1 protein-coding gene is annotated in these 473 nt (G+C 42.1%); it reads left to right on the top strand.

Features of this window, described 5'->3' with window-relative positions; genetic code table 11:
* Positions 1–473 (top strand): AAA family ATPase (locus KTR06_RS24365; protein ID WP_217290898.1); only part of this gene is annotated, 473 nt, incomplete at both ends.

Below are 473 nucleotides of genomic sequence, written 5' to 3'. Positions count from 1 at the left end.
GGCACCAATTATTCGCTCTCTCCGGAATTTAATGAAATGACCGGATTCAACGAAGAAGAGGTACGCGCAATGCTGGATTATTATGCCACTACCTGCCAGTTTCACCACTCTACCGACGAGCTGATAGAAGCTATGAAACCTTGGTATGACAACTACTGTTTTGCAGAACAAAGTTATGGCAGTACTACAATGTACAACTCCAATATGGTACTCTACTTTGTGGATAATTACATCCGGAATGGAGGCTATATGCCACGTAATATGGTAGAAGAAAACATCCGCGTGGATTACAACAAACTACGAATGTTGATCCGCAAAGACAAAGAATTTGCTCATGACGCCTCGACCATCCAGACATTGGTACAACAAGGATATGTCACCGGAGAACTAAAAACAGGTTTTCCAGCCGAAACAGTTGCAGAACCGGATAACTTTATCAGCCTATTATTCTATTTCGGAATGTTGACTATCAG

The organism is Bacteroides sp. MSK.20.12 (genome assembly GCF_019052435.1).
GTDB lineage: Bacteria > Bacteroidota > Bacteroidia > Bacteroidales > Bacteroidaceae > Bacteroides > Bacteroides xylanisolvens.
The sequence above is the reverse complement of the archived record's forward strand: the minus strand, read 5'-3'. Positions and strand labels throughout refer to the sequence as shown.